Origin of the sequence: Sciscionella sediminilitoris, from assembly GCF_000737195.2 — a bacterium.
Classification (GTDB): Bacteria; Actinomycetota; Actinomycetes; order Mycobacteriales; family Pseudonocardiaceae; genus Sciscionella; species Sciscionella sediminilitoris.
Window position 1 is genome coordinate 150,967 of record NZ_JALM01000010.1, and the last position, 22,848, is coordinate 173,814.

The window sequence follows — 22,848 nt, forward strand, 5'->3', positions numbered from 1 at the left end:
GTAGAACGTGTTCTACGTACTGGCAAGAGTGCCGAGCAGTTCGACCTCCGCGACCGAGCGCGCCCCGGCGAGCACCATGTCCACTCCGGCATCGGCCCAGCGGTCCAGTTCGGCGAGCACGTGGGCCCGGCTCCCCACGATGGAGACCTCGGCGATGAGCTCGTCCGGAACCGCCTCCACCGCGGCCTCGCGTTCCCCGGAGAGGAAGCGTTTGCCGATCTCCTCGACCGCGGTGCCATACCCCATCCTGGTGAACAGTTCCGCGTGGAAATTCCGTTCCTTGGCGCCCATTCCGCCGATGTAGAGCGCGAAGATCGGCTTGAGCCCGGCGTACACCTGCTCCGGCTTGTCGGTGATCGAGACCGGCGCGTTGGCCGCGATGGTGAACCCGGTGCGATTGCGGCCCGAGGCACGGAACCCGTCGGCGAGCCAGTCGTTGTACACCCCGGCCATCCGCGGGGAGTAGTAGACCGGCATCCAGCCGTCCGCGATCTCCCCGGCCAGCGTGACATTGCGCGGCCCCTCGGCGCCGAGCCAGATCGGCAGCTCGGCGCGCAGCGGATGAGTGATCGGCTTGAGCGGCTTGCCCAGCCGGGAATCCGGCAGCGGCAAGGGGTAGTGCGGCCCCTCCGAGGTCACCGGCCCCTCCCTGGCGAGCACCTTGCGGATGATCGAGAGGTATTCCCTGGTCCTGGCCAGTGGCCGGGCGAACGACTGCCCGTACCAGCCCTCCACCACCTGCGGGCCGGAGACGCCGAGACCGAGCACGAACCGGCCACCGGAGAGGTGGTCCATGGTCAGCGCGTGCATCGCGGTCGCCGCCGGGGTCCGCGCGGACAGCTGGGCGATGGCGGTGCCCAGTTGCAGTCTCGAGGTGCGCGCACCCCACCAGGCCAGCGGGCCGAAGGCATCCGAACCCCAGGATTCGGCGGTGAACACCGCGTCGAACCCGTTCGCCTCCGCCGCGTCGACGAGCGCGCCGACACCTTCGGGCGGGGCCGCCGACCAGTACCCGAGTTGCAATCCGAAGCGCATGCGCCCTCCTTCTGCTTGCCGCAATTACTAGAACATGTTTCACTATTCGCTGTGACTGCACAAGCAACGGTGCTCAGTGCACCGCTTGAGCCCGGGTTCGACTACACCCGTTCGTACGGCCCCTTGCTCGGCAGATTCGCCGCCGGGCTGCGCCAATGCCGGATCCTCGGCGCCCGCGGGGCCGACGGGAAGGTGCACGTGCCCGCGATCGAATACGACCCGGAGACCGCGGCACCGCTGAGCGAGCTGGTCCCGGTCTCCGCCACCGGAACCGTGCGCACCTGGTCCTGGCAATCGGCCCCGCTCTCCGGGCAGCCGCTGGAGCAGCCGTTCGCCTGGGCGCTCATCCAGCTCGACGGCGCGGACACGGCGATGCTGCACGCGGTCGAGGTGCCGGGGCCGGAGGCGATGCACACCGGGATGCGGGTGCACGCGCGGTGGGCCGCCGAACGACGCGGCGCGATCACCGATATCGCCTGCTTCGCGCCCGGCGAGGGCCCGGACGAGCGCGGTGAGCTCCCGGAGATCCCCGACGAGGTCGAGGAGATGCTGACCTCCCCGATCCACCTGAGCTATATGCATGCCGCCTCCCCGCAGGAGAGCACGTATCTGCGCGCGCTCGCCGAGGGCCGCGTGCTCGGCATGCGCTGCCCGGTCTGCCGGAAGGTGTACGTGCCACCGCGCGGAGCCTGCCCGGTCGACGGGGTACCCACCGAGGAGGAGGTGGAGCTCGGGGACAACGCGACGGTCACCACCTTCTGCGTGGTCAACGTGCCGTTCCCCGGTCAGCGCATCAAACCGCCGTACGTGTGCGCCTACATCCTGCTGGACGGCGCCGACATCCCGTTCCTGCACATCGTGCTCGGCTGCGAGGCCTCCGAGGTGCGCATGGGGATGCGGGTGCGCGCCGCGTGGAAACCGCGCGAGGAATGGACCACCAACCTCGCCAATATCGATCACTTCACGCCGAACGGTGAGCCGGACGCCCCGTTCGAGTCCTATGCGCACCACCTCTAGGAGCACCGAGCATGACTGACGTCGCCGTAGTCGGGTACGCGAGTTCACCGAGCGTACGCGAGACCCAGGGCACCACGAACGGGGTGGAGATGCTGGTCCCCCTGTTCTCCGAGGTGTTCGCCAAAACCGGGCTGCGCAAGTCCGAGGTCGGCTTCTGGTGCTCCGGTTCCTCGGACTACCTCGCGGGCCGGGCGTTCTCCTTCATCGCCGCCGTGGACGCGATCGGCGCGGTACCGCCGATCAACGAGTCGCACGTGGAGATGGACGCCGCCTGGGCCGCGTTCGAGGCCATGGTCGCGATCCGCACCGGCGAGGTGGACACCGCCGTGGTGTACGGATTCGGCAAGTCCAGCGCCGGTGAACTGCGCAAGATCCTCGCACTGCAACTGGATCCGTACACCCTCGCGCCGCTGTGGCCGGATTCGGTGAGCGTGGCCGCACTGCAGGCACGGGCCGGGATCGACGCGGGCGCGTGGACCGAGCAGCAGATGGCCGAGGTGGTCGCGGCGAGCAGGCACCGGGCCCGCGCGAACCCGAAAGCACAACTCTCCGGCGAGTACACCACAGCCGAACTGCTCGCCCAGCCGAGATTCGCCGATCCGTTGCGCCGCCACGACTGCGCCCCGGTCACCGACGGCGCCTCGGTACTCGTGCTCGCCGGGGGCAAGCGAGCCGAGGATCTGTGCGAGCGACCGGCCTGGATCGGCGGGATGAGCCACCGGGTGGAGACCCCGCACCTCGGCGAACGCGACCTGTGCACCTCGGCCTCGACCAAGGCGGCTGCCGCGGACCTGGACCTCGACGGGGTGCGGCTCGCCGAACTGCACGCTCCGTTCTCGCATCAGGAAATCCTGCTGCGCCAGGCGATCGGGCTGGACGAGGCGGTCGAGGTGAACCCCTCGGGCGGCCCGCTGGCGGGCAATCCGATGTTCGCCGCCGGTCTTTCCCGGATCGGCGAGGCGGCGAGCCGGATCCACGACGGCAGCGCGGATGCCGCACTGGCGCATGCCACGAGCGGACCCGCGCTGCAACAGAATCTGCTGTGCGTACTGCGAGGTGAGCGCTGATGGGTGAACAGGCGGCCGCGGTCATCGGGACCGGCCAGACACGGCACACCACCAAGCGCCACGACGTCTCGATCGCGGGGCTCTGCCGCGAGGCGGTGGACCGGGCGCTCGCCGATGCGAACATGGACATCGCCGATATCGACGCGGTGGTGCTCGGCAAGGCACCGGACCTGTTCGAGGGCGTGATGATGCCCGAACTCGCGCTCTCCGACGCGATCGGCGCGACCGGGAAGCCGATGATGCGCGTGCACACCGCCGGTTCGGTCGGCGGATCCACGGCGAACGTCGCCGCGAACCTGGTGCGCTCGGGTACCCATCGCCGGGTGCTCGCGATCGCGTTCGAGAAACAGTCCGAATCCAACGCGATGTGGGCGCTGTCCATCGCGGTTCCGTTCAACATGCCGGTCAACGCGGGCGCGGGCGGCTACTTCGCCCCGCACGTGCGCTCCTACATCCGGCGCAGCGGGGCACCGGAGGAAATCGGCGCGCGGGTCGCGGTCAAAGACCGGCGCAACGGGGCGCGCAACGAGTTCGCGCACCTGCGCCAGCCCGACATCACCCTGGAGTCGGTGCAGGCCTCCACGATGCTCTGGGATCCGATCCGGTTCGACGAGACCTGCCCTTCCTCGGACGGCGCGGCCGCCGTGGTGATCACCGATGAGCACAGCGCGGGCCAGCGGGCCGCCTGGATCCACGCGACCGCCATGCGCACCGAGCCCACCACGTACTCCGGGCGCGACCAGGTCAACCCACGCGCGGGCCGGGACGCGGCGGCCGCGTTGTGGCGCGATGCGGGCATCACCGATCCGCTGTCCGAAGTGGACGTGGCCGAGATCTACGTGCCGTTCTCCTGGTTCGAGCCGATGTGGCTGGAGAACCTCGGATTCGCCGAGGAGGGCAAGGGCTGGGCGCTCACCGAGGCCGGGGAGACCGAACCGACCGGGCGCATCCCGGTCAATCCCTCCGGCGGGGTGCTGTGCTCGAATCCGATCGGCGCCTCCGGAATGGTGCGGTTCGCCGAGGCGGCCATGCAGGTGATGGGCAGTGCGGGGGAACACCAGGTGGACGGGGCGCGTACCGCGCTCGGCCATGCCTACGGCGGCGGCTCCCAGTACTTCTCGATGTGGCTGGTCCGCTCGGAGAAACCCGAATAACGGAGGAAGCAATGCGATTCACCTGTGCGCTCGCCATGAACCCGCCCGAGCAACTGGTTCCGCTCGCGATCGCGGCCGAGCAGAACGGGTTCTCCTCGATCGCATTACCCGACTCGATATTCGCCCCGGAAAAGGTCAACGCGGTCTATCCGTACACCCCGGACGGCAAACGGGTGTTCACCCCGGAAACCCCGTTCGTGGATCCGCTGATCGCCGCCTCCGCCATCGGCGCGGCGACCACCACGATCCGCTGCTACTCGCACGTGGTCAAGCTCGGTTCGCGGCATCCGGTGCCGTTCGCCCGGCAGGTCGGTACCGTGGCGAACCTGACCGGCAACCGGTTCGGCCTCGGCCTCGGCATCGGCTGGCAGCAGGACGAATGCCGCTGGTGCGGGATCGAAAGCGGTGGCCTGAAAGGGAAACGCACCGACGAGGCCATCGAGGTGATCCAGCTGCTGCTCGGCGGTGGCATGGTGGAACACCACGGCGAGTACTTCGACTTCGAGCGGATCCAGATGAGCCCGGCGCCGAGCGAACCGGTCCCGGTGTACGTCGGCGGGCACACCGAACCCGCGCTGCGCAGGGCCGCGCGGCACGACGGGTGGACCACCGCGATGATCAAGATGGCCGAGCTGCGGGAGATCATCGCGCGGCTGCGCGAACTGCGCGCCGAAAACGGCCGGGAACACGAGCCGTTCGAGATCCAGGCGGTGTGCGTGGACCGGTTCGGCCTGGACGGCTACCGAGAACAGGCCGAGGCCGGGGTCACCGATGCGATCACCGTGCCGTGGCTGTTCTACGGCGTGGGTTTCGAGGCGCCGGTCGAGGAGAAACAGGACTGCATCAAGCGGTTCGCCGAGGAGTACATCGCACCATTGGAGGCCGTCCATGGCTGAAGGAGTTCACTGGAAAGCGACCGAGAAGGCGCATCCGGCCCGGGATGCGGCGCGCCGCTCCTGTGCCCTGGTCGCCGCGCGCGACAAACAGGGCTGGCTGGACCTGTTCGCCGAGGACGCGATCATCGAGGACCCGGTCGGCCCCTCCCCCTTCGACCCGGAAGGCAAGGGGCACAAGGGAAAGACCGCGATCGCGGAATTCTGGGACAAGACCATCGGGATCACCGAGAGCATGGAGTTCGAGTTCACCGAGTCCTTCGCGGCCGGTAACGAGGTCGCCAATATCGGCACCATCACCAACTATTTCCCCGGCGGGCACTCGATCGCGGTGGAGCTCGTCTCCACCTACAAGGTCGACGACTCCGGAAAGCTGCTCTCGCTGCGCGCCTTCTGGGAACTGGAGCGGCTCGCCGAGCAGTACGGCGGCTAGTCCTCGGCCCGGTTGCTCAGGAACTCCCCGTAGTTCGGCACCACCTCGGTGAATTCCGAGGGCGGGCCGAGCCATTCGCGGTGCGAGCTCGGCGTCGTCCCGTCGGTATCGGTGATCCCGTACCCGGCGCCGAGTTCGGCACCCCACACGGTTTTCCCGCTGTACTCGGCGATCTGCGGATCCCTGGCGAGCGCGTCGATGACCCGTCCGGTGAATTCCGGCGATTCGAAGCCGGGCAACAGGGTCCCGGTGAGCGCACGTTCCACCTCCGGGGTGATCCGTTCGGTACGCAGCACGCCCATCCAGATCGACACGACGCTCACCCCGTGCGGGCGCAGTTCCTGTGCCATGTCGAAGCTCAGCTTGTCGGTACCCGCCTTGCCCGCGCCATAGGACGGGCCGTGCAGCCCGGGAAGGAAACTGCGCGCCCCGGGCGCGGAGGTGTGCACCAGCAACCCGCCGGCGGCGATCAGCAGCGGGGCCGCGTAGTGCGCGGCCACGTAGTGCGAACGCAGCCCCACTTCCAGGGGTTTCAGTTCCTCGCGCAACGGCCGTTCCCAGAAGCTTTTCCCGCCGGAACTGTGCGCGGGCAACGCCGTGGCGTTGTTGACCAGGATGTCCAGCCGCCCGTGTGCTTCGCGCACCTGCTCGAACACCGCGCGGACCTGGTCGTCCGCGCCGTGATCGCACACCAGCGGGATCCCGGTGCCGCCGCGGCGTTCGATCTCGGCCGCGGTGGCGGACAGTTCCGCCTCGGTGCGCCCGGTGACGTACACGGTGTCCCCGGTTTCCCCGAGGGCGAGCGCTATTCCCTTGCCCGCTCCCCGGGATGCGCCGGTCACCAGCACCACCCTGGTCATGCCGCCCTCCCTTGGTCGAGGTCCCGAAGGAATTCCAGGAACGCGGCGTTGACCACGTCCGGGGATTCCATGCTGATCACGTGTCCCGCGGCGGGCACGATGCGCACCCCGCGCACATCCGCGTGGTATTCGGGCAGTTTCTCCACCGGGTCCCGGCCGTGCCAGTGCGCGAGGTCCACATCCGCCTCGGAACCGAGGAAATAGAAGGGAACGCCCGTCTTCCCTCGTCCGCGCCGCAGTTCCCAGTTGCGGTCCAGCGCCAGATACCACCGTATCCCGCCACCGAATCCCGATCGGGCGTAGTCGTTGACGTAGCACTCCAGTTCCCACTCCGTCATCCAGGACCAGGGCAACGCCGGCGGTTCGGGCAGTGCGGCGCGGTAGGAGGTGCCGGGCGGATTCCGCCACATCAGGGTGAAATCAGCCGCTCCGGAGAGGGCGTGGAAGATCTTGGCGAGCATCTCCCGCGGATGCGCGTCCATATCGGCGATCGCAGCTTCGGGCTCGTCCACGAAGTAGGCGACGTGGTTGAACCGTTTCCGCCCGCGGCGGCGTTCGGCTTCGAGTGGCGGGCGATCCGAGGTGTTCTGGAAGGGGTTCTGCAGCCCGATCAGCGCGCGGACCCGTTCGGGATGCTCGAAGGCGAGGTCGTAGGCGGCGAACATGCCGAAATCGAGCCCGGAACACACCGCCGATTCCGCGCCGAGGTGATCGAGCAGCGCGCACAGGTCCGCGGTGATCCGGTCGGCTCCGTACTCCTCGACCGCCTCCGGGGCGCTCGTCTGTCCCATTCCGCGCAGATCCGGGGCCACCACGCGGTATCCGGCCCCGGCCAGTGCCGTGATCTGGTGCCGCCAGCTGAACCAGGTGTGCGGGAAGCCGTGCAGCAGCAGGACGAGCGGGCCGCTCCCCTGTTCCACCCAGTGCGCGTCGATCCCGTTCAGCCGCGCGTAGTGGTGCGTCCAGTCCCGCATCTCAGGCCGGCACCGGTCCGGTGATGTACGGGAGATCGTTGTAGGTGACGATTCCCGGCGGGGCGGCGACCACGGCGGGGACCGCGTTCAGCGCGGGCAGCGCCGTGTAGATCATCCCCGGACCCATGTAGTCGACCGTGCCACGCGGTGGCAGGCACTGGGCCACCAGCCGGTAGTTGGGCGAGCCCTCGACCGCGATGACGTGCCCGTGCGCGAGCTTGAACGGCACCTCGGTGTGCGTGCCCATGGTCCAGCGCATCCCGGACGCGGTCACGTTTCTGTCCCCGGACCAGGCGCGGTGGTATCCCTCGATCGCGCCGACGGTCCCCTTCCCGATGGTCATGAACCCGAGGTCGTCGTCCGCGTAGGCCGGGATGAACGTGGCCTCGAAGCTCATCCGGTCCACCCGGGCGCCGACGGCATCGGCCATCATCACGGCCGCCTCCGCGCACACCTCGCTCGCCTTGCGCAGGTTCTCCTCCAGCCCCGGAGTGTCCGCCGGTCTGCCGAACCCCATCGCCGACATGGTGTCCTTCGAGGCGTACAGCGAGCAGTCCACGGATTCGGTGACGGTGATCCGGTCGACCCGTTCGCACGCGGCGCTGGCCACGATCCCGAGCGCGTGCGTGATTCCCGGATACGCGCCACTGCCGAACATCGAGGCCTTGCCGCGGTGCGCGGCGTCCAGCACCCGCTGACGCTCGGCCTCCGGCAGCCGGTGCCCGTTGATCCATTCCGCCGTGGAGCACACGTTCACCCCGGCTTCGAGCAGGCGGCACAGCTCATCGGTGTTCGACCACACCGGATTGTAGGAGCAGGCATCGGGTTCCAGGGCGAGTAGTGCCTCGACGTCATCGGTGGCGCGGACCCCGGTCTCGCCGTCGAATCCGCACAGCTGCCCCGCATCCTGCCCGACCTTGTCCGCCGAATGCGCGTACACCCCGACCAGTTCCATATCGTCCCTGGTCAGGATGCCGTGCAAGGCGCGAGAGCCGATGTTCCCGGTGGTCCACTGCACAACCCGAAGCTTCTTCGCCATGAAAAAATACTAGAACAAGTTCTAATATTTGGATACCACCCGAAGCGAGGAGCGCCGCGCTACAGCCGGGGATCCACCGGCTCGGATTCCAGCGCGAGGACCGCGAACACCGCCTCGTGCACCCGCCACAACGGCTCCCCCTCGGTGAGCCTGGCCAGTGATTCGAGGCCCAGCGCATACTCGCGCAGCGCCATCGAACGCTTCCGGCCGAGCTTGCGGGACCGGAGCCGGTCGAGCTGCTCGGTGTAGTCGGGACCGTAGATGATGCGCAGGTATTCGCGGCCGCGGCATTTCATCCCGGGCTGCACCATGCCGCGCTTGCCCCGGCTCACCGGCCGCATCGGTTTGACCACCATGCCCTCGCCACCGGCCTCGGTCAGCTCGGTCCACCACCGGATCCCCTCGGCCACCGAGTCGGCGTCACCGGGGTCCACCGCGACCCTCCGGGTGCCGCGCACCAGTTCCGGATCCGCCTCGACGAGCCGGTCGATGAGCGCCATGTGCCAGGAGTGCTCCCGCTCGGCGAAGAATCCGCCCTCCCCGGCCAGGATCATGAACGGTGCCACGGAGATCCCGTCCAGCCCGTCCACCGGCCAGCAGTAGCGGCGGTACGCGGAGCGGAACCCGGCCACGTTGTCCGCCCGGACCCGTTGCGCGGCAAGCAGTTCCTCGAGTTCCCCGGGCAGCCTGCGGGCCGCGCGCTCGAGCACCGAGACCGATTCGCCCACCGCGGCGGAAGCGGCCGCACCGATCCTGGCGTAGTGCCCGCGCAGCAACGGACCGGCCTTCGCCGACCACGGAAGCAGTTCGGTGTCCAGCACCAGCCAGTCGGTGCCGAGTTCCTCCCACAGTCCGGTCGCGGTGATCGCCGCGCGCATCCGGTCGATGATCGCCTCGTCACGGCCATCGGAGAAGAACGCCCGGCCGGTCCGCGTGTAGAGCGCACCCGCGGCCCCGTCCAGTGCACCGAACCGCCGCTTGCCCACCTCGGCGTCCCGCGCGACGACGAGCACCGCGCGCGAACCCATGTGCTTTTCCTGACACAGCACCGAAGGCACCGCTTCGGCGCGGTAGGCGTCGAAGGCCTCGCCCGGATGTTCGAGCAGCCCCGGGCGCGTGGATGTCGCGCACGGCGCCATGGTCGGCGGCAGGTAGAGCAGCCAGTGCGGGTCGATGGCGAACCTGCTCATCACCTCCAGCGCTGCGGCGGCGTTCTCCTCGCGCACCGAGATCCGGCCGAGGAAGCGGCTGTCCACGATGTGCGCGCCGAGGACGTCGTCCAGGCGGAGCAGATCGGGCGGACGGTTCCCGGTGCCCGAACCGAGCGGTTTCGCCGGTGCGTAGTACTCCCGGTGCGCGGGAACCTCGACGAGCGCGCGTTCCGGCCAGCGCAGCGCGGTCAGCTTGCCACCGAACACGCAGCCGGTGTCCAGGCAGATCGTGTTGTTCACCCATTCTGCCTCGGGGACCGGGGTGTGGCCGTAGACCACGGTCGCCGATCCCCGGTAGTCGTTCGCCCAGGGGTGCCGGACCGGAAGACCGTACTCATCGGTCTCCCCGGTCGTCTCGCCGTACATGCACAGCGCGCGCACCCGGCCGGAGGCGCGGCCGTGGTACTGCTCACGCAGCCCGGCGTGCGCCACGAGCAGTGCCCCGCCGTCCAGGCGGTAGTGGCTGATCAGCCCGTCCATGAAGTTCTTCGCCGCGGCGCGGAATTCCTCGGACTCCCCCGCCAGCTGGTCCAGCGAGTCACCGAGGCCGTGCGCGATCGTGACTTTTTTCCCGTTGAGCGCGCGCACCAGCTTGTCCTCGTGGTTGCCCAGCACGCAGAGCGCGTCGCCGGACTCGGCCATGCCCATCACCAGGCGCAGCACTCCGGGGGTGTCCTCGCCGCGGTCGACCAGATCCCCGACGAACACGGCGGTGCGGCCCTCGGGATGACGCGCGCCGACCGGCCGTCCCCGCTCATCGGTGTGCACCGCGTAGCCCAGTTCGCCGAGCAGTTCGACCAGTTCCGCGCGGCAGCCGTGCACATCGCCGATCACGTCGAACGGGCCGGTCCGCTCGCGCAGATCGTTGTAGGCCTTCTCGTAGCTGATCTCGGCCCGCTCGATCTCCTCGACCGAGGAGAGCACGTAGACCTTGCGGAACCCTTCCTTGCGCAGCCCGCGAATCGAGCGGCGCAGCGCGGCGTGCTGGCGGCGCAGCACGTGCGCGGGCAGATCCCGGTGCGCGGCGTTGCGCTCCTTGCACACCGATTCCGGCACGTCGAACACGATCGCGGTGGCCAGCACATCCTGCTGTTTGGCCAGCGCGACCAGTTTCGCGCGGTCCTCGCGGCGCACGCTCGTCGCGTCCACCACGGTGAGCCGCCCGGCGCTGAGCCGCTTGTTCGCCAGGTAGTACAGCGCGTCGAACGCGTCCGGTGTCGCCGACTGGTCATCCTCGTCATCGGCGACCATGGCACGGAACGCGTCCGAGGAAAGGATCTGCGTGGCGCGGAAATGCCGGTGTGCGAACGTGGATTTCCCGGAACCGGACACGCCGACGAGCGCGACGAGGCTCAGCTCGGGGATGCTCAGTTCGGTCATGTCCGATCCTCCGTTCGCTCGAAGATCGCCAGCTGGGTGGGCGCGCCGAGGTCGGCGTCGAGTGGTCCTATCGGGCGTATCCGGACGGTGTAGCCGTGTTCGGCGCACACCTGCCCGGCCCACGCGGCGAACTCGGCCCTCGTCCATTCGAATCGGTGATCGCCGTGCCGTTTCGTGCCCGCCGGGAGGGCATCCCAGCGCACGTTGTACTCCACGTTCGGTGTGGTCACCAGCACGGTCCGCGGGTGGGCCACGCCGAACACGGCCGAGGCGAAGGCGGGCAGTCGTGGTGGGTCGAGGTGTTCGATCACCTCGGAGAGCACGAGCGCGTCGTAGTCCCGGAGCCGTTCCTCGGCGTACACCACCGAACCCTGGCGCAGTTCGATCCGGTCGCGCTGCCACTGCGGAAGTTCGTCGAGCCGGAGCCTGCGGGCGGCGGTGCGCAGCGAGCGCGGCGCGACGTCGACACCGAGGATCGAGCGCAGTGCGCGTTCGCCGAGCAGTTCGCGCAGCAGCGCGCCCTCCCCGCAGCCCAGATCGGCGACCGTGCGCGCCCCGGTCTCCCGCAGCGCAGCCAGGATCGCGGTGCGCCGCTGCTGGGCGAGCGAGGGATCACGCTGCTCGGCCTCATCGTGCTGCTCCGCGGCTTCCCCCTCCGCGGCCGTCCCTTCCTCCGTCGTCCCTTCCGTCGTCTCGGCCGAGTCCTCGAGTTCGGCGAGCCGTTCCAGCGCTTCCTCGGTGAACCGCCGCTTGCGCACCAGGTATCGCCTGGTGATCGCCTCGCGTTCGGGATGATGGGCCAGCCAGGTCCCACCGGCGCGCACGAGTTTGTCGATCTCCTCGGCGCTCACCCAGTAGTGCTTCGCGTTGTCCAGCACCGGAAGCAGCACGTAGAGCTGGGTGAGCGCGTCGGCAAGGCGCATGCTCGCGGTGAGCGTGACCGCGACGTACTGACTGTCGCCCCACTCCGGGAAGGCCACCGGGTCGAGCGGAATCGGTTCGGTGCGCACCGACCAGCCGAGTGGTTCGAAGAGCTGTTCGACCGTGAGACCTCCCGGGCTGGGCACCACGGGGAGGCGCAGCTCGAGCGGCAGCGCGGTCGCGGCGAGTTCCGGGCGCGCCGCGCACTGCCCCTTCATCGCCGAACCGAACACCCGGGCCAGCGCGACCGAGAACAGCGAGCTGGCCGCGTACGGCCGGTCGTTGACGTACTGGCCGAGCGTGTAGCCGTCCCCTCCGCTGCCGCGCGCCAGCGCGATCGGATCGAGCTCGAGCAGCAGCGCGGCTGTGCACCGATCCGGCCCGGATTCCGGGTAGAACACGTGCGCACTACCCGCCGAGACCTCGAACCGCTGCACCCGCTCGGGGTGCTTGTGCAGCAGGAAGCCGAGCTCGTCCGCGGGGCGGTGGGTCGTGGTGATCGTCAACAGCACGAGGAGCAGTATCGCTGAGCGAGTACGCGGACGCAGCCGGAATTCCTGATCCGGTCCCGCCTCAGGCGGCCAGCCCGGCGGCGAGCATGCCGATCAGGGTCTCCAGGAAGGTCTTGTGCCCGACCGGGAGGCGGCTGCCCTGCTCGATGCGTCGCGCCCGGTCGGCGAGCGCGGCGGTGAGCATGGTGATCAGCAGGGCGATCCGCTCCCGTGCGATGGTCCGCGGCAGCCGCTCGGCACAGCAACGTTCGAGTTCGGCGAGCCACTGGGCGAGCGCGGTCCCGGTGAGCGGTTCCGGGACGTTCGCGGTGCGCACCCCGGAGCGCCCGGCCAGCTGCGCGGTGATCCGCAGGAAGTCCCGCCCGTCCTCGGTGCGCAGCTGCTCGGCCAGCGGGGTGACGATCCGGGTGACCAGTTCACCGAGGTCCGCATCCGGTTCCCGGGCCGCGAACGCCGGTTTCCACTGTTCCTCCATCCGCCGCAGGTGCTTGTCCACCACGGCGAGCAGCAGCCCCTGCCGGGAACCGAAGTGATAGGTGACCGCGGAATCGTTGGCCTGCCCCGCCTCGGCGACCAGATCCCTGGTGCGCACCCCGTCGATCCCCTCCCGCGCGAACAGCCGCTCCCCCGCACGGATCAATCGGGCCCTCGTGGTTGTGGCATCGCGTGGCATACGGGCATACTAACAGCCGTCGTTAATAACGGGCACTGTTAATTCAAGGCGGGCGGTATGCACGAATACGATCCCTTCGACGAGGAGTTCCAGCTCGACCCCTATCCGGCCTACCGGGCGCTGCGGGACCACGATCCGGTGCACCACCACGAGCATCCGGAGTTCTACGCGCTCTCCCGGTTCGCCGATGTGTTCGCCGCGGTGCGCGATCACGAGACCTTCTCCTCGGCGCAGGGACTGACCTATCACCGCGATGAGATCGCCGCGCTCGGGCTCGCCCCGACCCTGGTGATGACCGATCCACCGCGGCACGGGCGGCTGCGGGCGCTGATCGGCAAGGCGTTCACCCCGCGCCGGGTCGCCGGGCTCGAAGACGAGATCCGGGCCTTCGTCCGGGAGCGGATCGCCGCGCTGGAGCGGTCCGAGGAACCCGATCTGCACCGGGATTTCTCCTCACCCATCCCGAGCTTCGTGGTGGCCAGCCTGCTCGGAGTGCCCGCGGCCGACCGGGACCGCTTCGATCCCTGGGTTACCGCCATCGTCGGGGTGAGCAACCAGGGGTTTCAGGCGGACGAGTTCGCCGGGAGCGCCGCGGTCGCCGAGATGTTCGAGTACTTCTCCGGGCTCATCGCCAAGCGGCGGGTGGATCCGGGCGAGGACCTGATCAGTGCACTGCTCGGCGCGGAGATCGACGGTGAGCGGCTCACCGACTGGGACATTCTCGGATTCTGCTTCAACATCGTCGCCGGGGGCAACGACACCACGAGCAACCTGATCTCGCACGGTTTCCTGCTGCTCACCGAGAATCCGGCGCAGCGCGAACTGCTGCTCGCCGACCCGGACCGCATTCCGGGCGCGCTCGTCGAGTTCCTGCGCCTGGAGTCCAGCGTGCAGTCCCTGGCCCGCACCACGCTGCGCCCGGTGCGCCTGCACGGGGTGGAGATCCCCGAGGGCGCGAAGGTGATGATGCTCTACGGCTCGGCCAACCGGGACGAGCGCGAGTTCGGCCCGGACGCCGAGCGGCTGGACGTCACCAGGAAGATCCCGCGCCATCTCGGCTTCTCCAACGGGGTGCACTTCTGCATCGGCTCGCACCTTGCCTGGCTGCAGGCCCGGGTCGCGGTCGGGGAACTGCTCGCCGCGCACCCGTGGATCGGCGTGGACCGTTCCCGCGCGGTACGGCTGCGCTCCCCGTTCAACCGGGGCTGGCATTCCCTTCCGGCCACCGAGCTGGCGGTCAGGCGCTGATCTGCTCCAGGGAACGATTCCTGGTGGAGATCCCGAGCACCGTCACCGCAACGACCGCGACCGCGATCACGCAGCAGAGCAGCACGAAAACCCCGAAGAAGGTCAGGCTCGCGTAGCTGGCCCCGAGCAGCACCGGGGCGATCGCGGCACCGGTCCGGCTCAGCACCGCCGAAGCTCCGACCCCGGTGGCCCGGATCGCGGTCGGGTACACCTCCGGGGTGTAGGTGTAGAGCGGGGCGTATCCACCGTTGAGGAACAGCGCCATCGCGATGCTGAACACGAGCACAGCCGCGTTGCTGGTGGCCAGGGCGAGCCCGAGCGCGGAGAGGGCCGCGGCGCCGAGGAAGGCCACGATGGTCCACTTGCGGTCGATCCGTTCGGAAAGCACCGCGGCCGGGTAGTAGCCGATCACCTGGGCGACCTCGACCAGGATCGAATAGCCGAAGCTCTCGCTGATGGACAATCCCTTGTGCACCAGCAACGTGGGCAGAAAGACCAGGAATCCGTAGTAGGCGAAGCTGAAACAGAACCACAGCACGCAGATCAGCACGCTCTGGCGCAGCAGCGGCGGGCGGAACAGCGCACCGAGCTGACGCAGCAGGCTCGGCCGCTGCAGCTGCGCCGCACCGTCCACAGTGGAAGGTTCGGGTTCGGGAAGGGCGCCGCCGTTGGCCTTGCGCACCCGGTCCTCCAGGCGTTCCAGCTCGGCCATCGCCTCGTCCACCCGGCCGCGCGCCACCAGATAGCGCGGGGATTCGGGCAGATTGCGCCGCCACAGCACGGCGAGCACGATCGGCACCCCGACGATGAGCTGGGCGACCCGCCAGCCACCGGAGAACGCGGGGATCACGAAGAACCCGATCAGCGCGGCGAGCACGAAGCCGAACCCGAAGAATCCGGCCAGCGAGCCCACGAACTTCCCCCTGGTGCGCACCGGGGCGAATTCGACGAGATAGGGCATCACGATGTTCGCGTTGATCCCGATCGCCACTCCCGCGAGAATCCGGGTGACGAGCAGGAAGACCGCGTTCGGGGACAGTGCCCCGGCCAGCATGGCCGCGCTGTAGATCGCCATCGTGGCGATCAGCAGGGTGCGCCTGCCCATCCGGTCCCCGAGCACACCGACCAGCAGTGCCCCGGCGAACGCCCCGATCAGGGCGGAACTGCCGAGCAGTCCCTGTTCGAATCCGGAGAGGGCGAACACCCCGGCCGCGACCGGGAGCAGGAAGGACACGATCCCGTTGTCCATCCCGTCGAACGTGGTGGAAAGACCTCCCTTGACCAGGATGCCGCGTTGCACCCTTGTCGGTGGCAGCCGGTCGAGCCGCGCCGCCACCTGTGCGTACGCGGCCGCCGTGTCCGGGGTTTCGGAAGCTCGGATGGTCATGTCGACCGCCCTTCGTTGGGTTATCGAGCATCGGGTCAGCGAACGTCGAGTACCTGCCGGTAGAACCGCATCCAGTTGCCGCCCATGAGTTTGCCGACCTCGGCCTGGTCGAAGTGCTCCCCGAGCGCCACGGCGAGCGCGGGGAAATCCAGGGTGGAACCCATCCACTCCACGGGTTTCGCCTTGCCCGGATTGCTCGCCGAGCCGGCCCCGTACTGCACGGTGCGGGTCCACCGGCCCTGGCGCATCCACTCCAGTTCGGGCAGCCCGCTCTTGCGGGACAGGTCGGTGCCGATGCCGACCGCGTCGATGCCGATCAGTTCGACCGTCTTGGCCACCATCTCGCACCAGCTCCGCCGGGAATCCGCCCACGGCCCGCTGATGTTGCGATAGGTGGCCAGGCCGAGCATCCCGCCGTTGTCCGCGAGCGCACGCACCAGCGCATCACCCTTGTTACGCGGATGGTCGTAGAGCGAGCGCGGGTTCGCGTGGGTCACCGCGACCGGGCGCTCCGCCGCCTCGATCGCCTCGATTCCGGTGCGCTCTCCGGAATGCGAGAGGTCGACGACCATGCCGACCCGGTTCATCTCCCGCACCACCTCGCGCCCGAACCTGCTCAGCCCGGAATCCTCGGCCTCGTAACAGGATCCGCCGATCGCGTTCTGGTTGTTGTAGGTCAGCTGCATCACCCGCAGTCCCATGGCGTGGAAGAGTTCCACGTACCGGATCCGGTCGGCCAGCGGCGAGGCGTTCTGGGTACCGAGCAGGATCGCGGTCTTCCCCTCGGCATGCGCGCGTTCGATATCGGCACTGGAACCCGCGATACGGATCAGGTCGGCGTTGTCCCGCTCCAGATCCCGCCAGCGCCCGATCGCGTCCATGGTCTCCAGGGTGTCCTCCCAGAACGCGAGCGTGGGGGTGATACAGGCCAGCCCGCCATCGCGCAGTTCGGTGAGCACCTCGCGGTCGTAGTTCCCGCATTCGAGCCCGTCGATGTACATCCCGATCACGTCCCTTCCGCCGCGCCGACCGGTTCCGCCGCGTCCTCGCCGACCTCGCCGACGATGTTGCCGAGTTCGTCGAACAGCGATCTCCCCGCGTGCCGGCGGGAGGCCGCCGAATCCGGGGTGAGCGCCTGGCCCGCGAGCCGGTACAGCGACCACCACAGTTCCGGATCGACCCGGGTTCCGTTGTGCAGCAAGGGGTCCAATGGCCACCGCGTCGATCCGGGCCCGGGCCGCGCGCGGATCTCACCGTTGGCGAAGTCCAGGCTCAGCCGCTGTGCCGGAGCCTGGTGTTCGAGCACCCGGAGCAGCCCCGGCTCGGCGACCGCGGTCACCCGCAGCCGCGCCGAACCCGCGCGGCGACAGCGTGCCGCGGCCAGATCGAGCAGATCCGGGGCGACCGCGAAGGCGTGCCGCCCGTCCGCATCGATCTCCAGGACCTCCCCGCGTTCAGACCACCGGCAGGTGCGGTGCGCCCCGGAGCGCAACGCCTCGAGTCCCGCGTGCAGCGCGGCGATCCCGCCCAGGCCCGCGGACTCGGCCACCAGCGCGGTGTCCCGGATCGCGGGTACCGCGGCGCGCGGCACCCCGAGCACCCGCAGCACCCTGCCGAGCACCAGGCGGCATTCCCGCAGTGAAACGATCAGTTCGCTCTCCATCTCAGCCTCCCGAGGGCAGTGCCGGGTAGATCCAGTCGTTCGCCGCGCCCGTGCGCAGGTCCTCCCTTGTCGGTGCGCCGTGGAAGAGCAGGCCGAGCACACTGCGGCCGAACGCGTCCACGGTCTTGTCCAGGCCGTGGAAGGCGGCGTTCATCAGCCGGACGATGTGTACCGGGACGAAGTCCTCGGCGAGCATGTTCATCCGCGGGGAGTGGTACCGGCGCCCGGCCAGTCCCTGGACCCGTTGCACCACCCCGCGTTCCTCCGGGTGCGCGGCGAGGAATTCCCCGACGAGCGCGGTTTCCTCGGTGGCAGCGAGTTTCCCGGCCAGCCGACGCACATCCCCGGGCAGGTCGAGCGCCCATTCGAAACCGCCGGGCACCTCGTCCACCGGTCCCCTGCGTGGTTCCTCGGCATCCCGGGACTTGTACCAGCGATACCGGCGCTGCGCCGGATCCGCCATGTCGAACTCCCAGGCCCAGCCGTACTCGGTGCGCAGCAGTTCGGTCAGCTCCGCCACCGGGGCGCACGGATCGTGGTGCAGTTCCTCGTCCACCGGCTGCGCCGAGAGCAGCGCGTCCACCTCCGCGGGGCGCAGTTCGAGCAGGATCGCGTCGAACACCTCGGCCGCGTCCGGCAGCAACCGGGTGCCGAGCCCGGAAACCAGTGCGCCGAACCCCTCGGTGTGCCCGGCGTGTTCGAGTTCGGTGAACCGCTCGTCCAGGCACCGCAACCCATCGGCGATCCGGCTTGCCGGGGTGAAGTCGTGGTAGGTGAAGGAATCCTGCGCGTAGAAGGTGATCGCGCGGCCGAGCAGTTCCCGTGCCCGGTCCCAGTCGGCCGTTCCGGGAACCGCCGGGATCCGCCGCGCCCGTGCGACCGCGGCGGCGCGCAGGGTGAGCCAGCGGTCCAGCAGCGCGGGATGGGTGTTGGCGAAGAACACCAGACCGAGCGCGGATCCGTTGCCCAGGCCAAGGAACCGTTTCAGCTCCGGGTCGAGGCGGGCCGCCTCCGGATGCGCGGCCCTGGCCAGGTGCTCGACGAGATCCACGGCGAACTCCCGCATCAGATAGGCCGCGAGCATCTGGGCGTGGTAGGGAACGCGCAGCGGATGATCGTCCTCGAGGGCGAGAAAGGACCGGGTGCCGAAGGTGCCGTTCCCGTCCAGTCCGGTGTTGCGCATCAGATAACCGACCCCGGCCAGTTCCTCCACCGAGGGCTGGTTTCCCGTGGACAACCGCTCGATCACGTGCTCGAACAGCCGGAGGCTGCGGTTCGAACGGCACCACACCAGGGTCCCCGGGCTGGCCCGGCCCGCGTAGAGCTTCGGCAGTTCCTCCCGGGTGATGCGCAGTTCGTCCGGCCCGACCTCCCCCTCGACCAGCGCGCCCATCATGTCCCAGTCGGTACCGATGATGCGCCCGGTGCGGCCTTCGAGTTTCGGTTCGAAGGAGAACACCATGAAATCGAAATTCATGCGCGGTGTGCGCACCCGGTACACCGCCTCGCCGCGCGCCGAATCGTCGATGTCGAACCGGATCCGCTCGATCTCCCAGCGCTGGGCACTCATCAGGTGCACGAGCGACCGGCTCGCCGAAAGCCTGCTCGGCACCAGTTTCGACAGGTGTTCCGGGCGCATGAACCGGTCCGGATCGGGCAGTTCCGCGGTGTCGATTTCGGGGCTGACAGTGCGCATACCTCTCCCAGGGAAAGAATTCGGTACGGAATCGGGAATGGCGGAATCAGGCTTCGAGTGCCGTTGTTTCGTAGGCGGTGTTGAGCCGGGCCAGTGCGGCGGCGGCCGCGGCAAGGGGTTCCCGCGCGGTTTCCGGATCGAACCGGGTCTCCGGGCCGACCGCGCACAGCGCCACCCTCGGATGCCCGCCACGGTCGGCGACCGGGAACGCGATCGCCGCGAGCCCCTCGCCTTCCCCCTCGGGGATGGTGGCGTATCCCGCCTCCCGGATCGCGGCGAGCTCGGCCGCGCTCGGTAACCGGGCCCCTGCCGCGCGCAGCCCGGCAACGGTCTCCGGATCGGCATTGGCGACCAGCACCCGGCCGGTGGCCCCGCCGTGCAGGGACAACCGCCTGCCCAGCGCCAGGGTCACATGCGCGGCGGTACCCGGTTCGGCTCGCTTGATCACCCGGGTGGCCGCCTCGTCGAGCACCGCGAGACAGACCGACTGGCCGATCTCCTGCGCCAGTTCCACCAGCAGCCGGGAAACCCGCTCGCCGAACCCCGCGTGCTGCAGCGCGGCCTGGCCGAGATGCGCGGCGCGCACGGTCAGCTGGTACTCACCGCTCGGCAGCTGCTCCAGCCAGCCCGCGGCGACCAGGGTGACCAGATGCCGGTGCACCTCGGAACGGTTCACCCCGAGCCGGCGCGCGAGCTCGGCCACCCGGACCGGATCCTCGTATTCGCCGATGACATCCAGCAGCCGGAGGAGTTTCAGCGCGGAGCTCATCGGCCGTGTGCTGTTCTGCGTCATGAATTCGGCGCTTCCCGCATTCGTGACCCCGATTCTCTGTGTCACATATTTTGTGACAATGTCCTATATTTTGTGACAGTATTGATTTTAATTCCCTCCCCGATATCGGGACAAGACCCGAATTCGCTGCGAACAGATCCGCGTACGCTTCGTGTCCGGGCGCGGGCGTGAAAAAGCCGCCGCCCCGGAAAACCGGGACGGCGGCTTGGTTTCCTGTTCGGCGGCGTCAGCCGTGCGCGACGGGACAGCGACCGGTGAAATCGACCGGGAACTCCTTGATGCTGTTGAGCCAGCCGGAAGCGAGCCGCTTCGGATCACCGAGCTTGGTGATGTCCGGCATGTGATCGGCGATCGCGTTGAAGATCAGGTCGATCTCCAGGCGGGCCAGGTTCGCGCCGAGGCAGTAGTGCACCCCGGAACCGCCGAACCCGAGGTGCGGATTCGGATCACGCTTGATGTCGAACTTGTGCGGGTCGGTGAATACCTCCTCGTCGAAGTTCGCCGAGCCATAGAACATCGCGACCCGGTCACCCTTGCGGATCTGCTGGCCGTCCAGCTCCATATCGGTCAGCGCGGTCCGCTGGAAGGTGGTCACCGGAGTCGCGTAGCGCACGATCTCGTCCGCGGTGGTCTTCGGCCGCTCGGCCTTGTAGATCTCCCACTGCTCCGGGTTCTCCAGGAAGGCGATCATCCCGTGCGAGATCGCGTTGCGCGTGGTCTCGTTGCCCGCGACGGCGAGCAGGATGACGAAGAAGGAGAACTCCTCCGGGGTCAGTGCCTCGCCGTCGATATCGGCGTTGATCAGCTGGGTGACGATGTCCTCGCGCGGGTTCTGCTTGCGATCCTCGGCCATGTTGTACGAGTAGCCGATGATCTCCATCGCGGAGGCGGCCGGATCACCCTCGAAATCGGGGTCGTCGTAACCGGTCATCTCGTTGGACCATTTGAAGACCTTCTCCCGGTCTTCCTGCGGCACCCCGATCAGGCTCGCGATCGCCTGCAGCGGCAGTTCCGAGGCGACCTTCGTGACGAAGTCCCCGCTCTCGGTGGACAGCGCCTCGCGCACGATCGAGTCGGCACGTTTGGTGAGCTCGTCCTGCAGGCCCCGGATGGCGCGCACGGTGAACCCGCGGGTCACGATCCGGCGCAGCTTGGTGTGCTGCGGTGGATCGATGTTCAGCAGCACATATCGCTGCAGCTCGATATTCTCCCGCGCGATATCGTCGGCGAACCGGGGAATCGCGGTGTTCTCCCATGTCGAGTAGTTCTCGCTGTCCCGCGAGATCTCCTTGACATGCTTGTGTTTTGTGACAACCCAGAATCCGTTGTCGGCGAATCCACCTTTGTCCGGGGACTTCGGATTCCACCACACCGGGGCGGTCTTGCGGAGTTCGGCGAACTCGGCGTGCGGCACCCGCTCGGCGTACACGTTTGGATCGGTGAAATCGAACCCCTCGGGTATGGCTGGCATGACCATCCACGCTCCGATCGCTCAGCAATGAGCAAGACTTCTGAAACACGTTCTACATGAATTGAACCACATGGAACGCCGTTGGTGAAGACGTTGGCTGCAGATCAATCACTTGCTAGCATCCATAAGTAGAACATGTTTCAGAAATTATGAGAGAAGGCGACCATGGGAGCACCGGTGATCGTGGCGGCCGCGCGAACCGCCATAGGTAAACGAGGCGGCGCGCATTCCGGTACGCACCCGGCGGAACTGCTCGGCGCGGCGCAGCGCGGGCTGATCGAGCGCTCCGGACTGCAGGCGGAACTCGTCGAGCAGGTCATCGGCGGCTGCGTGACCCAGGCCGGGGAACAGGGCGGGCACCTGACCCGTACCGCGTGGCTCACCGCGGGCCTGCCCGAACAGACCGGGGCGACCACGATCGACGCCCAGTGCGGTTCCTCGCAGCAGGCCACCCACCTGATCGCCGGGCTGATCCACGCGGGCGCGATCTCGGTCGGCATGTCCTGCGGGGCCGAGGCGATGAGCCGGATCCCGCTCGGCACGAACATCGTCGAAGGGTTCGGCAAACCGAAGCCGCCGAGCTGGGAGATCGACATGCCGAACCAGTTCGCCGCGGCGGAGCGGATCGCCGTACGGCGCGGCATCTCCCGCGCGGATGTGGACGAGTTCGGTCTGCGTTCCCAGGAACTGGCCGCGAACGCCTGGCAGCAGAACCGGTTCGACCGGGAGATCCTGCCGTCGGCGGTGCTCGAACGCGATGAGGGACTGCGCGAGACCAGCACCGAGGCGCTCGCCAAGCTCAAGCCGGTGCTCGAGGACGGGGTGCACACCGCGGGCAACTCCTCGCAGATCTCCGACGGCGCTGCCGGGCTGTTGCTCGCCGACGAGGAGACCGCGAAGGCACAGGGACTGCGGCCGCGCGCCCGGATCCGCGCCCAGGCCCTGGTCGGTGCCGAGCCCTACTACCACCTCGACGGCCCGGTGCAGTCCACCGAGCGAGTGCTGGACAAGGCGGGCATGGCGATCGGGGACATCGATCTGTTCGAGGTGAACGAAGCCTTCGCCTCGGTGGTGCTCTCCTGGGCGCAGGTGCACAAGCCGGACATGGACCGGGTGAACGTCAACGGTGGCGCGATCGCGCTCGGCCACCCGGTCGGGGCCACCGGTGCCCGGTTGCTCACCACCGCGCTGCACGAGCTCGAACGCAGGGACGCGAGCACCGCGCTGGTCTCGATGTGCGCGGGCGGGGCGCTGTCCACCGCGACCATCATCGAACGCATCTAAGGATTATTCAGAGTTCGTTTCGTGGGTGGTCGGGTGGGCGATGGTTAAGCGGCGAAAGCCGTCGCGGGGGCGCCACACCCTGACGACGCGGCCAGGAGCCTTGAATCACGTTCATAGGTAAGAAAAATCCCCCGGGG

Annotated in this window: 20 protein-coding genes; 7 read left to right on the forward strand and 13 right to left on the reverse strand. The window is 68.6% G+C overall.

Annotated elements, in window-relative coordinates; all coding sequences use genetic code 11:
- Positions 1 to 12: 12 nt before the first annotated feature.
- Positions 13 to 1,035, reverse strand: coding sequence for an LLM class F420-dependent oxidoreductase (locus AD72_RS05535; RefSeq protein ID WP_031465303.1), 1,023 nt, complete (start codon positions 1,033 to 1,035; stop codon positions 13 to 15).
- A gap of 51 nt (positions 1,036 to 1,086) precedes the next feature.
- Here AD72_RS05535 and AD72_RS05540 point away from each other — a divergent pair, with 51 nt between their 5' ends.
- Genes AD72_RS05540 through AD72_RS05560 form a run of 5 tightly spaced genes read left to right on the forward strand, consistent with a single transcriptional unit; the run spans position 1,087 to position 5,599 of the window.
- Complete coding sequence (locus tag AD72_RS05540; RefSeq protein ID WP_031465304.1) at positions 1,087 to 2,052, forward strand: Zn-ribbon domain-containing OB-fold protein; 966 nt, start codon at positions 1,087 to 1,089, stop codon at positions 2,050 to 2,052.
- A gap of 11 nt (positions 2,053 to 2,063) precedes the next feature.
- Positions 2,064 to 3,119, forward strand: coding sequence for a thiolase domain-containing protein (locus AD72_RS05545; RefSeq protein WP_031465305.1), 1,056 nt, complete (start codon positions 2,064 to 2,066; stop codon positions 3,117 to 3,119).
- A complete protein-coding gene (locus AD72_RS05550; RefSeq protein ID WP_031465306.1) occupies positions 3,119 to 4,273 on the forward strand; it encodes a thiolase domain-containing protein in 1,155 nt (384 codons plus the stop codon). The genes AD72_RS05545 and AD72_RS05550 overlap by 1 nt, the downstream gene beginning before the upstream one ends.
- Before the next feature lie 11 nt (positions 4,274 to 4,284).
- A complete protein-coding gene (locus AD72_RS05555; protein ID WP_031465307.1) occupies positions 4,285 to 5,169 on the forward strand; it encodes an LLM class flavin-dependent oxidoreductase in 885 nt (294 codons plus the stop codon).
- Complete coding sequence (locus AD72_RS05560) at positions 5,162 to 5,599, forward strand: nuclear transport factor 2 family protein (protein WP_031465308.1); 438 nt, start codon at positions 5,162 to 5,164, stop codon at positions 5,597 to 5,599. The genes AD72_RS05555 and AD72_RS05560 overlap by 8 nt, the downstream gene beginning before the upstream one ends.
- On the opposite strand, the gene AD72_RS05565 is transcribed toward AD72_RS05560, so the two are convergent.
- The 6 genes from AD72_RS05565 to AD72_RS05590 form a co-directional block, all read right to left on the reverse strand.
- A complete protein-coding gene (locus AD72_RS05565; protein ID WP_031465309.1) occupies positions 5,596 to 6,459 on the reverse strand; it encodes an SDR family NAD(P)-dependent oxidoreductase in 864 nt (287 codons plus the stop codon). The two genes, AD72_RS05560 and AD72_RS05565, sit on opposite strands and share 4 nt — an antisense overlap.
- On the reverse strand, positions 6,456 to 7,433 hold the full coding sequence (locus AD72_RS05570; protein WP_031465310.1) for an alpha/beta fold hydrolase: 978 nt from the start codon (positions 7,431 to 7,433) through the stop codon (positions 6,456 to 6,458). Before AD72_RS05570 ends, AD72_RS05565 begins: the two co-directional genes overlap by 4 nt.
- A 1-nt stretch (position 7,434) precedes the next feature.
- Positions 7,435 to 8,472, reverse strand: a complete 1,038-nt coding sequence (locus AD72_RS05575) for an NAD(P)H-dependent amine dehydrogenase family protein (RefSeq protein WP_031465311.1) — start codon at positions 8,470 to 8,472, stop codon at positions 7,435 to 7,437.
- A gap of 59 nt (positions 8,473 to 8,531) precedes the next feature.
- Entirely contained in the window at positions 8,532 to 11,063 is a 2,532-nt protein-coding gene (locus tag AD72_RS05580) for a polynucleotide kinase-phosphatase (RefSeq protein WP_031465312.1), read from the reverse strand.
- Complete coding sequence (locus AD72_RS05585) at positions 11,060 to 12,496, reverse strand: 3' terminal RNA ribose 2'-O-methyltransferase Hen1 (RefSeq protein ID WP_031465313.1); 1,437 nt, start codon at positions 12,494 to 12,496, stop codon at positions 11,060 to 11,062. Before AD72_RS05585 ends, AD72_RS05580 begins: the two co-directional genes overlap by 4 nt.
- A 61-nt stretch (positions 12,497 to 12,557) precedes the next feature.
- On the reverse strand, positions 12,558 to 13,169 hold the full coding sequence (locus AD72_RS05590) for a TetR/AcrR family transcriptional regulator (RefSeq protein ID WP_031465314.1): 612 nt from the start codon (positions 13,167 to 13,169) through the stop codon (positions 12,558 to 12,560).
- Positions 13,170 to 13,226: 57 nt separating this feature from the next.
- Between AD72_RS05590 and AD72_RS05595 the strand changes: the two genes are divergently transcribed.
- Complete coding sequence (locus AD72_RS05595; protein ID WP_031465315.1) at positions 13,227 to 14,417, forward strand: cytochrome P450; 1,191 nt, start codon at positions 13,227 to 13,229, stop codon at positions 14,415 to 14,417.
- Here AD72_RS05595 and AD72_RS05600 read toward each other — a convergent pair.
- The 6 genes from AD72_RS05600 to AD72_RS05625 all read right to left on the reverse strand — a co-directional run bounded on the left by AD72_RS05600 (position 14,407) and on the right by AD72_RS05625 (position 21,433).
- Entirely contained in the window at positions 14,407 to 15,804 is a 1,398-nt protein-coding gene (locus tag AD72_RS05600) for an MFS transporter (RefSeq protein WP_051897983.1), read from the reverse strand. The genes AD72_RS05595 and AD72_RS05600 overlap by 11 nt on opposite strands.
- Before the next feature lie 35 nt (positions 15,805 to 15,839).
- Positions 15,840 to 16,805, reverse strand: a complete 966-nt coding sequence (locus AD72_RS05605) for a dipeptidase (RefSeq protein WP_031465317.1) — start codon at positions 16,803 to 16,805, stop codon at positions 15,840 to 15,842.
- 5 nt (positions 16,806 to 16,810) lie between these two features.
- Positions 16,811 to 17,467: a hypothetical protein gene (locus AD72_RS05610; protein ID WP_031465318.1), complete on the reverse strand. Its 657-nt coding sequence runs from the start codon at positions 17,465 to 17,467 to the stop codon at positions 16,811 to 16,813.
- Between the two features lies 1 nt (position 17,468).
- Complete coding sequence (locus AD72_RS05615; protein ID WP_051897986.1) at positions 17,469 to 19,163, reverse strand: hypothetical protein; 1,695 nt, start codon at positions 19,161 to 19,163, stop codon at positions 17,469 to 17,471.
- A 46-nt stretch (positions 19,164 to 19,209) separates the two neighbouring features.
- On the reverse strand, positions 19,210 to 19,932 hold the full coding sequence (locus AD72_RS05620) for an IclR family transcriptional regulator (protein WP_231644736.1): 723 nt from the start codon (positions 19,930 to 19,932) through the stop codon (positions 19,210 to 19,212).
- A 250-nt stretch (positions 19,933 to 20,182) separates the two neighbouring features.
- On the reverse strand, positions 20,183 to 21,433 hold the full coding sequence (locus AD72_RS05625; RefSeq protein WP_031465321.1) for a cytochrome P450: 1,251 nt from the start codon (positions 21,431 to 21,433) through the stop codon (positions 20,183 to 20,185).
- Positions 21,434 to 21,592: 159 nt separating this feature from the next.
- On the opposite strand from AD72_RS05625, the gene AD72_RS05630 reads away from it, so the two are divergent.
- Complete coding sequence (locus AD72_RS05630; protein ID WP_031465322.1) at positions 21,593 to 22,711, forward strand: steroid 3-ketoacyl-CoA thiolase; 1,119 nt, start codon at positions 21,593 to 21,595, stop codon at positions 22,709 to 22,711.
- Positions 22,712 to 22,848 lie beyond the last annotated feature (137 nt).

Bases quoted from the DNA above. Each gene is read 5' to 3' on its own strand.
- AD72_RS05615 (WP_051897986.1), bottom strand. From the start codon at position 19,163: ATGCGCACTGTCAGCCCCGAAATCGACACCGCGGAACTGCCCGATCCG.
- AD72_RS05580 (WP_031465312.1), bottom strand. From the start codon at position 11,063: ATGACCGAACTGAGCATCCCCGAGCTGAGCCTCGTCGCGCTCGTCGGC.
- AD72_RS05610 (WP_031465318.1), bottom strand. From the start codon at position 17,467: ATGGAGAGCGAACTGATCGTTTCACTGCGGGAATGCCGCCTGGTGCTC.
- AD72_RS05555 (WP_031465307.1), top strand. From the start codon at position 4,285: ATGCGATTCACCTGTGCGCTCGCCATGAACCCGCCCGAGCAACTGGTT.
- AD72_RS05570 (WP_031465310.1), bottom strand. From the start codon at position 7,433: ATGCGGGACTGGACGCACCACTACGCGCGGCTGAACGGGATCGACGCG.
- AD72_RS05575 (WP_031465311.1), bottom strand. From the start codon at position 8,472: ATGGCGAAGAAGCTTCGGGTTGTGCAGTGGACCACCGGGAACATCGGC.
- AD72_RS05545 (WP_031465305.1), top strand. From the start codon at position 2,064: ATGACTGACGTCGCCGTAGTCGGGTACGCGAGTTCACCGAGCGTACGC.
- AD72_RS05605 (WP_031465317.1), bottom strand. From the start codon at position 16,805: ATGTACATCGACGGGCTCGAATGCGGGAACTACGACCGCGAGGTGCTC.
- AD72_RS05620 (WP_231644736.1), bottom strand. From the start codon at position 19,932: ATGAGCTCCGCGCTGAAACTCCTCCGGCTGCTGGATGTCATCGGCGAA.
- AD72_RS05550 (WP_031465306.1), top strand. From the start codon at position 3,119: ATGGGTGAACAGGCGGCCGCGGTCATCGGGACCGGCCAGACACGGCAC.
- AD72_RS05600 (WP_051897983.1), bottom strand. From the start codon at position 15,804: ATGACCATCCGAGCTTCCGAAACCCCGGACACGGCGGCCGCGTACGCA.
- AD72_RS05630 (WP_031465322.1), top strand. From the start codon at position 21,593: ATGGGAGCACCGGTGATCGTGGCGGCCGCGCGAACCGCCATAGGTAAA.
- AD72_RS05535 (WP_031465303.1), bottom strand. From the start codon at position 1,035: ATGCGCTTCGGATTGCAACTCGGGTACTGGTCGGCGGCCCCGCCCGAA.
- AD72_RS05565 (WP_031465309.1), bottom strand. From the start codon at position 6,459: ATGACCAGGGTGGTGCTGGTGACCGGCGCATCCCGGGGAGCGGGCAAG.
- AD72_RS05590 (WP_031465314.1), bottom strand. From the start codon at position 13,169: ATGCCACGCGATGCCACAACCACGAGGGCCCGATTGATCCGTGCGGGG.
- AD72_RS05625 (WP_031465321.1), bottom strand. From the start codon at position 21,433: ATGGTCATGCCAGCCATACCCGAGGGGTTCGATTTCACCGATCCAAAC.
- AD72_RS05595 (WP_031465315.1), top strand. From the start codon at position 13,227: ATGCACGAATACGATCCCTTCGACGAGGAGTTCCAGCTCGACCCCTAT.
- AD72_RS05560 (WP_031465308.1), top strand. From the start codon at position 5,162: ATGGCTGAAGGAGTTCACTGGAAAGCGACCGAGAAGGCGCATCCGGCC.